Here is a 9,274-nt window from a genome sequence, read left to right on the forward strand (position 1 = left end):
GGGTTTATCCTTTCAGAACATTTTCAGCCGCGGCAATTGCTGCCTCGGCGTTTGCGATATCTTTCGCGCCACCCTGAGCCATCTCAGGACGACCTCCGCCGCCTTTACCGCCGAGTTCGGCGACAACTGTCTTGACGATATCCACCGCTGATAGCGTGGCGGCCAGATCGGGTGTGACACCTGCAGCAACGGCGGCTTTACCATCGGCATCCGCTATCAGTAGCACGGCACCCGACCCGAGTTTGGCCTTGTGTTCATCGATGAGCGCAGGAAGGTCCTTGCCCGTCACGCCATTGAGAACCTGAGCGATAAACTTGATCCCACCCACGTCACGCGGAGCCGCGGTACCCGCGTTTCCGCCGCCGGACATGGCCAATTCACGGCGCAGTTGGGCGACCTCATTGGCAAGCGCACGGCGCTCATCCAGTAGCGCGCGCACACGGTCCGGCACATCCACGGTGGACGTCTTGAGCTCAGCTGCAACGCGCGAAAGGGCGGTTTCTTGCGTGCGCAGCCATTTCAACGCTTCGGTGCCGGTCAACGCCTCGATCCGGCGAATGCCCGAGCTGCTGGAGCTGTCGCCGAGCAGAACAAATACCCCGATGTCGCCGGTCTGGCGCACATGGGTACCACCGCAAAGTTCGAGCGAATAGGTCTGCTTGTCCACGCCTTTGCCCGATCCGGCCTCTCGGCCCATTGAAACAACGCGGACCTCATCGCCGTATTTCTCGCCAAAAAGAGCCTGTGCCCCCATCTCGCGGGCGTCGTCCGGGGTCATGATCCGGGTCTCGACGCCGGTGTTCTGGCGGATGTAGCTGTTGACCTCATCCTCGACCGCGGCCAACTGATCGGCTGTCATCGGGTGGTTGTGGCTGTAGTCAAAACGCAGACGATCCGCCGCATTCAGCGAGCCACGCTGCATAACGTGATCCCCAAGCGTGTTGCGCAACGCTTCGTTCAGCAGGTGGGTGGCAGAGTGGTTCGCACGGATCGATGTCCGACGTGCGTGATCAACATCCAGCACCGCAGCCTGAGAGGTTTTTAACGTTCCCTCGGTCACCTCGCCGATATGGATAAACACACCAGCCGTCTTGCGAGTGTCCGTTACAGTGACCAAGCCGCTGTCGGTTTTGATCGTGCCGGTGTCCCCGACCTGACCGCCGCTTTCGGCGTAAAACGGTGTTTGGTTCAACGCGATTTGAACGCTGTCACCCTGTTTGACCTCGGCGACTTGCGCCCCATCTTGAATCAAGGCGGCGATCTGCCCTTCGGCGGTTTCGGTGTCATAGCCCAAAAAGTCGGTGGTGCCGGATTTTTCAGCCACGTCGAACCATACGGTCGCATCCGCCGCTTCGCCCGAGCCGGACCACGCCGCGCGTGCTTTGGCCTTTTGCGCATCCATCGCAGCATTAAAGCCGTCCAGATCGACCTTGCGATCCTGTTCGCGCAGGGCATCCTGCGTCAGATCGACGGGGAAACCGTACGTGTCATAGAGTTTGAACGCGGCCTCGCCGGACAGATCGGCACCGGCAGGCAGGTCTTTCAATTCGTCATCCAACAGCTTCAGACCGCGGTCCAGCGTCTGCTTGAAACGGGTTTCTTCGAGCAGCAGTGTCTCTGTGATCAGCGACTGCGCCTGCCCCAATTCGGGGTAGGCCCCGCCCATCTGGCGCACCAGTTCCGGCACCAGGCGGTGCATCAGCGGGTCTTTCAGACCAAGAAGATGCGCGTGACGCATCGCGCGACGCATGATCCGCCGGAGCACATAGCCCCGTCCGTCATTTGAAGGCATCACCCCGTCCGCGATCAAGAAGGACGTCGAACGCAGGTGATCCGCGATCACACGGTGGTGGGTTTTGCCCGGTCCGTCGGGGTCTGAACTAGAGGCATTTGCGCTCGCCTCGATCAGGTTGCGCATCAGGTCGGTTGCATAGTTGTCGTTGGTGCCTTGCAGCAACGCCGCAACCCGTTCGATCCCCATGCCTGTGTCGATGGATTGGTTCGGTAATGCCTTGCGGCTGCCATCCTCGAACTGCTCGTATTGCATGAATACGAGGTTCCAGATCTCGACAAACCGGTCACCGTCTTCCTCTGGCGATCCGGGAGGACCACCCCAGATGTGATCGCCATGATCGTAGAAAATCTCGGAGCAAGGGCCGCAAGGGCCTGTCGGCCCCATCATCCAGAAATTATCATCCGTTGCGATGCGGATGATCCGGTCGTCGGGCAATCCCGCGACTTTTTTCCAGATCTCTGCGGCTTCATCATCCGTGTGATAAATAGTGACATAAAGCCGGTTTGGGTCGATTCCCAGTTCCTTGGTGATTAGCTCCCAGGAAAAGGCGATAGCTTCGGCTTTGAAATAGTCACCAAAGCTGAAGTTGCCCAACATTTCAAAGAACGTATGGTGCCGCGCGGTATAGCCGACGTTATCCAGATCATTATGTTTGCCCCCGGCGCGCACGCATTTTTGTGCGGTTGTCGCCCGAGAATAGTCGCGGGTTTCGACGCCGGTGAACAGGTTCTTGAACTGCACCATGCCCGAATTCGCGAACATCAAAGTAGGATCGTTCCGTGGCACCAACGGGCTGGACGGCTGGATCGAGTGACCCTGCTTTTCAAAATAACCAAGGAAGGTCGAGCGGATATCGTTAAGCGTCTTCATATGCGGGGCCTTTCGAGGGGCAAAAACAATTACCTCCGAATACCTGCGCGACACACCACTGTCCACAGGCAGCCCCTACGAAAAAAGGCGCGCCACTGGGGCACGCCATTTCTAACCTCTGTGGTGAACGCGTTAAGCTTCTAAAATGTCCGCGTCGTCGTTACCTGATCCAGCAAAATCCAGCCCATGAGCGGCGCGGATCTTGTCCTCGATGTCATTGGCCATGGCGGTGTTTTCCTTCAAGAAGGTCTTGGCATTTTCACGCCCCTGCCCGATCCGTTCGTCGCCATAGCTGAACCACGAGCCCGATTTATCGACCACGCCGGCCTTGACCCCCAGATCCAACAGCTCGCCCATCTTAGAGATGCCTTCGCCGTACATGATGTCAAACTCGACCTGCTTGAACGGTGCCGCGACCTTGTTCTTGACGACCTTGACCCGTGTGGCGTTGCCGACCACTTCGTCGCGATCTTTCAGCGCGCCGATGCGGCGGATATCCAGACGGACGGAGGAATAGAATTTGAGTGCGTTGCCGCCCGTTGTCGTTTCCGGCGAGCCAAACATAACGCCGATCTTCATCCGGATCTGGTTAATGAAGATAACCATACAATTGGACCGCGAGATCGAACCGGTGAGCTTGCGCATCGCTTGGCTCATCAGACGGGCCTGCACCCCAACCGAGCTGTCGCCCATATCGCCTTCCAACTCGGACTTTGGCGTCAGCGCGGCGACGGAATCGACCACCACCATATTCACCGCACCGGACCGAACCAGCGTATCGGTGATCTCGAGCGCCTGTTCACCAGTATCGGGCTGGGAAATCAGCAACTCGTCAATATCGACGCCCAGTTTGCGCGCGTATTGGGGATCAAGCGCGTGCTCAGCGTCCACAAAGGCACAAACGCCGCCACTTTTCTGCTGCTCTGCGACGCAGTGCAGCGTGAGCGTCGTTTTACCCGAAGATTCCGGGCCGTAAATCTCGATGATCCGCCCCATGGGCAAACCGCCAATGCCAAGCGCGATGTCCAGACCCAAAGACCCGGTCGAGCTTGCCTTGATGTCCTGAATGGCCCCTTCGGCCCCAAGTTTCATGATCGACCCTTTACCGAACTGGCGTTCAATCTGTGCCAGTGCGCTGTCTAGGGCCTTTTGCTTTTCAGCTTGTTTCTTGTTGTCCATAGTCAAAAGATCTGCCGTTGCCATGATAGGTTATCCTCTTACTGTCACAGTGGTCTGCGAGCCGCAATCATCATGCCCCGACCATCTTGATGTTCTTTCTATGTTCCATATGGGACTAAAATGAGAACATTACAATGTAATTGTTTGCCCTTTCATCTATTTCGCGAACTGATTAACATTCTATTGATATGCTGAATAATTTAGATTTCTGACCAAAGGTATTCTTTCAAGTGCTTGTTTTCTTTAAAGAACGCCTTGCTTTCCTGTCGGTCCCAAAAACCGGCACGACTGCCTATGAAACCGCGCTCGCCCCCCGTGCCGATATGGTCATATCGGAGCCGCCAATGCTGAAACATGCGCCGGTCTATCGCTACAATCGGTTCATCCGCCCCATGTTTCTGAAAGTCTGTGACGCAGAACTGGAACTGATGGCGGTCATGCGCGAGCCGGTCAGCTGGCTGGGCAGCTGGTATCGCTATCGCCGGCGCCCATTCATGCAGGGCAAACCTAATGCGACCTTCGACGTCAGTTTTGACGAGTTCGTTCTCGCCTATATGAAAGGTAAGAAACCGGGGTTCGCCGATGTGGGAAGCCAGTCAAACTTCATGGCGTCGCAACCGAATGGGACAGGTATAACCCATTATTTCAAATATGAAAATCAGGATCGGTTGAAATCATTTCTTGAGGACCGGCTCGATGTGAAGCTAGACCTCAAATCCGAGAATGTCTCTCCTCGTATGGATTTGCACCTATCACAGGACGTAGAGCAACGGCTTAAGCGTAAATTCGAACAAGAATTCGAACTCTACGACTCGATTTCCTGAAATAGCGGTAGTTTACTGCATTTGACTGTTCACGGTATTCGTCAGCTCTACCAGAGAAAACGGCTTGGGCAGAAACACCGAATTCGGTATCGTCATTTGAGCGTCCCCAAAGCTGTCTTCGGCGTAGCCTGATACAAAGACAACCGGCACGCCCGGTCGTTCTTTCAGCGCCTCGCGTACCCAAGTCGGGCCATCCATCCCGGGCATGATCACATCTGTCACAAACACATCGACGGTCAGCGCCTCATCCTCGAGAGTCTTGAGCGCCATTTCCGCTGAATCCGCCTCCAGCACGGTATATCCACGCATGCGCAGTGCGCGGCTGGCGAAAGCGCGGACAGGCGCTTCGTCTTCGACAAGCAAAACGGTCCCGTCATCCCGCTTGCCCCCCGTAAGGGGTGGAGACTCTTTCAGTGGCTTTGGCGGGTCGATTGCGTTGGTGTGACAAGGGAAATAAAGGGTAAATATTGTGCCTTTCCCCACCACGGTATCAATAAAGATATAGCCGCCAGACTGCTTGACGATTCCGTAAGCCGTCGACAGCCCCAGCCCCGTCCCCTCGCCCGTCCGTTTGGTTGTGTAGAATGGTTCGAACACTTTGGGCAAACGGTCCGGCGCAATGCCTTCACCTTCGTCCGCGACTTGTACTGTCACATATTTTCCGGCGGGCACCGTCACCCGGTCGCGGGTAAACGACTCAGTAAGCTGAGTATTTTCGGTCGTTACCTTGATTTCCCCGCCCGCCGGCATCGCATCGCGGGCGTTGACGATCAGGTTCATCAACACCTGCTCGAGCTGCCTTTTGTCCGCCCTTATCGGTTGCAAAATGGGATCGTGGCTTAGCGTCAAGGTCACCGTCTCGCCAACGAGACGGTTCAGCAGATGGGTAAGATCCGCCAAGGTATCACGCATATTCACGGTTTCAGGGCGCAGTGTCTGTTTGCGCGAAAAGGCGAGCAGTTGCCCTACCAGCGCGGCCGCGCGGTTCGCGTTTTGGTCGATTTGAACCAGATCACTATAATCGCGGTCACTGGGGTCATGCCGAAGCAACAGCAAATCACAGTGACCTGAAATCGCAGTGAGCAGATTGTTAAAGTCATGCGCTACACCACCGGCGAGTTGGCCAATTGCCTGCATTTTCTGGCTTTGGGTAAACTGCGCTTCGAGCGACTTTAATTCTGTCGCATCGTGAAGGACGGCGATCAGTGCCGGCGCGCCGCCTTCGGAGATCAGGCTCAGACGTACCTGAACAAAAATCTCCTTGTCACTCCGCTTTAGGCGCAAAAATTCGGGCTTTTGCGGCAGACGCCCGTCGAGCGTATCTTGTAACCAGCCTCCGAGTGAACGGCCTAACCCCTCCATAAGGTCTGACAGGGCGGTCCCTTTGGATAATTCTGTCCCAACCAGTCGTTGCGCGGGATCATTGAAGGATATCACCTCTCCTCGCGGGGCCACCTTTATCAACGGTATCGGAATCTGCTGGAGTGCGGACCACCCGGTCTCTTTGTACCCGTCGTCACCATGTGGCAGGAAATACAGCGCCCGCCGGTTGGCCGACGCTGGCATCTCGGTGATCGTCATACACAGGGGCCCCGTCGCGGTCTGCACCGTCACCAGTTTACCCGCGCTAGACGGCAGCGCCCCGACGATCTGGCTTAGCGCGGTCACACGTTTGCCCACCATTGCGCGCGCGGCGGCATTCATAAACAAAATGACGTCTGCCTGACTGACCATTACCATCGGCAACGCATAGCCTTTGGTCCCGACACCCGCATCGCTTGCGCTATACAATGTTTCAAGCCGCCACAGCAGATCCGCGCCAACGCGGTGGACTGACAAACGCATGGTGCCGTCCCGTGTGGTGATGTCGTCCTTTGCGGCGCCTGTATCGGAAGCCCGCAGAGCCAACCGTGCAGTCAGCGCAACGGGATCGGCAAAAAGCGTCACAAAAAGATCAGATACCAGCGCCGGCATGGGCCGGTTAAACGCTTCTATTGCAGCGGTGTTCTGCGTGATGATCTCGCCAGCTACGGTGGTCAAAACGCAGGGGTGCGGGTCTTCGGCAATCGTTGCCGTGGCGGCGCTACGGTGCCTTTTTTTCTGGCTCTGGCGCAGCGCCGCATCAACGCATTTAACAAACACTGCGATCGCCACCGCGGCACTGGTGGCCTGTAACACCATCGCAAGAGAGCGCGCGGGGGCGATGAGACTTAGAAGGGCTGCGGAAACCACAAAAGCTAAAAGCAATAGCGGACGTTTACCAAAAAATATTTCACGAACCGCCCCATATTTCGCCAACACATTCTCCCCAACCTGTGGAACCACGTCCATCTAGGCGTATGAAGGTTAATGTGCTGTTAATTCGGGGTCAGGTCAAAGAAAATAACACGCCAAAGTTGATCTCGCGCTAGATCAAACACGCTTGAAATGTGCGGTGAAAAATCCATCTCCCTGACTATCCACCTCAAATCGCTGTGAAAAAACCTGCTTCCACCCCGAATTGCGTGCCACGAATGCAGCCGCACGGTCCTCGTTCTCCGATTGCAGAACAGAACACGTAGCATAGGCTAAAGCGCCCGTTTCAGCAGTTAAGGTCGCCGCATGATCCAGAATTTTGTCCTGGATATGTGTCAATTCCTCCAGACGGCTGGCTGTAAATGTCCATTTCCCTTCGGGCGATCGACGCCATGAACCGCTACCGGAACAAGGCGCGTCACACAGCACAACATCATAAGGCGCTGCCCCTTCAAGCGCGTCCGTTTCCAACTGCTTAACGGTTGCACCTGCGCGTTCGGCACGCGCAGGCAGATCAATCATCCGGCGCGGGTCGATGTCGTGGGCAAAAACCGAAACATCGCGACGCGCTGCCATCGCCAGTGCCTTGCCACCGCCACCGGCGCAATAATCAAGCATACGGGTGCCGGCAGGCAGCGCCGCAACAACCGCTTGGCTGGCTGCGTCCTGAAGTTCAACATCACCGTGCAAGTAACTGTCAGAATTACGAAGTTTTCGTTCTCCGGCAGTCACTGTCAGGGCCGTTTCGCACAAATCATTGGCGCGCGTTTCGATCCCGGCCTCTGCCAGCGCCTGAGCCACATTGGCCACCGACGCCTGCGCCGTATTCACCCGTACAGAAATCGGGGCCCGCGACTGGAGGGCCTGCGCAACCGTATCGGCCCGCGCCCCCAACGATGCCTGAAACAGGGGTATGATCCAATCCGGCAGGTTCCATAAAACCGCTGGATCGCTTCGCGCATCGGCCACAGTCGCCTCGTCTTCAGAGAGCGGTAGCGGCGCGTGGCCCTGCCCGTTGAACAGGGGCCCAAGGTCGACCCCTTGCGCTCGCAGCACACCAATCATCAGGGCCCGGCCTGTTTCGCCAGCCCCCAAGTGCGCCGCCAAGCGCCGTTGCCGCAAGACATCGAACACGTGATCGCGTACCGCTGCCCGGTCCTTGGACCCTGCATAGCGGCTGCCACGGGCCCAACGGGTCAAGGCTTGCTCTGCCGGAACACCATCCGCCATTGTGTTCAAAATCTCGATGGCGGCAGAGATGCGCGCGCCGGGGGTCATGCTTGGGTCACGTAGATTACGCCTCTGATAATAGGGACTTACCCGATGCGGTAGTTCGGGCTTTCGCGCGTGATCTGAACGTCATGCACGTGTATCACCTTTGATTGATTAGCCCTTGTTTATATAGTCTGAGCCTCTTGCGTTACATCAGTTCACATCAGTGAATCACTGTCAGAACTTAGATCTACACTCGTATATGGCTGAATAGAAGGCCACCATTCGCGCTCCAGAACATCTGCTACTTCGAGTACCGGATGAAGTTTCGTGCTCTTATATAGATCTGTCGTTGGACTCCCAGCGTCAAATAGCTGGCGCCTTGTTCGAGCCGAAATATCGAAGTGTCCCATTACTGCCGAGATAGCGGCGTCGCTAACCCGCTCATCAAGCCAATCAGCAAATGTGCGGCGGATCGAATACCAGTTAGCTGGCACTTCACCTATTTTAAGGTCCTTATCAATACCCGACCTTTCAACGAGACGCTGTATCATTTGCGTCCAATTTCGAGACCCAACTGCGAGGGGTTTATTTGAAGATCGAATAAGAAAGTCATCACCGTATGCATCCATCAGACGAGCAAGAATTCGCGCCATTGGGCCGGTGACCGGGACAATCGGAGTTTTCTTCCGGCGATTTTTATCAATGAAACCTTCCCCCAAAAGATCGATAACCCCCAGATCCAACCGTAACCGCTGTTTAGACCCCACCTTCCGATGACGCGTGTATTCTGCGAGTCCGTGCTTCATGGATTTGAGGGAGTTTCTCCATGGATTGTACGATTGAGGTTCTCACGGATGCGGGCGGTAGCCGTCGGAGGTGCCGCCGTTGGCCTGAAGAAGTTAAGGCCCGGATCGTGGCCGAGACCCTTGTTGATGGGGCGACAGTGAACGCCGTTGCGCGGCGATATGGGATGCGCCCCAATCATTTGTCTGAATGGCGTCGGATGGCCCGGGATGGCAAGTTGGTCTTGCCGAACCTGGACGGCGTGTCTTTTGTTCCGGTTGCGATTGAGGAACCCGCTGCTGCTTTGCCGGAC

Annotated in this window: 7 protein-coding genes; 2 read left to right on the plus strand and 5 right to left on the minus strand. The window is 56.4% G+C overall.

The window, feature by feature from the left end; all coding sequences use genetic code 11:
• Positions 1–4: 4 nt before the first annotated feature.
• Entirely contained in the window at positions 5–2,665 is a 2,661-nt protein-coding gene (alaS, locus tag BLQ98_RS13820; protein ID WP_093733893.1) for an alanine--tRNA ligase, read from the minus strand.
• 132 nt (positions 2,666–2,797) lie between these two features.
• Positions 2,798–3,868, minus strand: a complete 1,071-nt coding sequence (recA, locus tag BLQ98_RS13825) for a recombinase RecA (protein ID WP_093733894.1) — start codon at positions 3,866–3,868, stop codon at positions 2,798–2,800.
• A 206-nt stretch (positions 3,869–4,074) separates the two neighbouring features.
• On the opposite strand from recA, the gene BLQ98_RS13830 reads away from it, so the two are divergent.
• Positions 4,075–4,668, plus strand: coding sequence for a gamma-glutamyl kinase (locus tag BLQ98_RS13830; protein WP_093733895.1), 594 nt, complete (start codon positions 4,075–4,077; stop codon positions 4,666–4,668).
• A 12-nt stretch (positions 4,669–4,680) separates the two neighbouring features.
• Here the strand turns inward: BLQ98_RS13830 and BLQ98_RS13835 are convergent, their stop codons facing one another.
• The 3 genes from BLQ98_RS13835 to BLQ98_RS13845 form a co-directional block, all read right to left on the minus strand.
• Entirely contained in the window at positions 4,681–6,999 is a 2,319-nt protein-coding gene (locus tag BLQ98_RS13835) for an ATP-binding protein (protein ID WP_093733896.1), read from the minus strand.
• Between the two features lie 81 nt (positions 7,000–7,080).
• Positions 7,081–8,241, minus strand: coding sequence for an RsmB/NOP family class I SAM-dependent RNA methyltransferase (locus BLQ98_RS13840; RefSeq protein ID WP_093733897.1), 1,161 nt, complete (start codon positions 8,239–8,241; stop codon positions 7,081–7,083).
• Positions 8,242–8,393: 152 nt separating this feature from the next.
• Positions 8,394–8,984, minus strand: a complete 591-nt coding sequence (locus BLQ98_RS13845; protein ID WP_093733898.1) for a hypothetical protein — start codon at positions 8,982–8,984, stop codon at positions 8,394–8,396.
• 20 nt (positions 8,985–9,004) lie between these two features.
• Here BLQ98_RS13845 and BLQ98_RS13850 point away from each other — a divergent pair.
• On the plus strand, positions 9,005–9,274 hold a 270-nt coding region (locus tag BLQ98_RS13850; protein ID WP_141135339.1), incomplete at its 3' end, for a transposase.

The organism is Sulfitobacter litoralis (assembly GCF_900103185.1).
Taxonomy (GTDB): Bacteria; Pseudomonadota; Alphaproteobacteria; order Rhodobacterales; family Rhodobacteraceae; genus Sulfitobacter; species Sulfitobacter litoralis.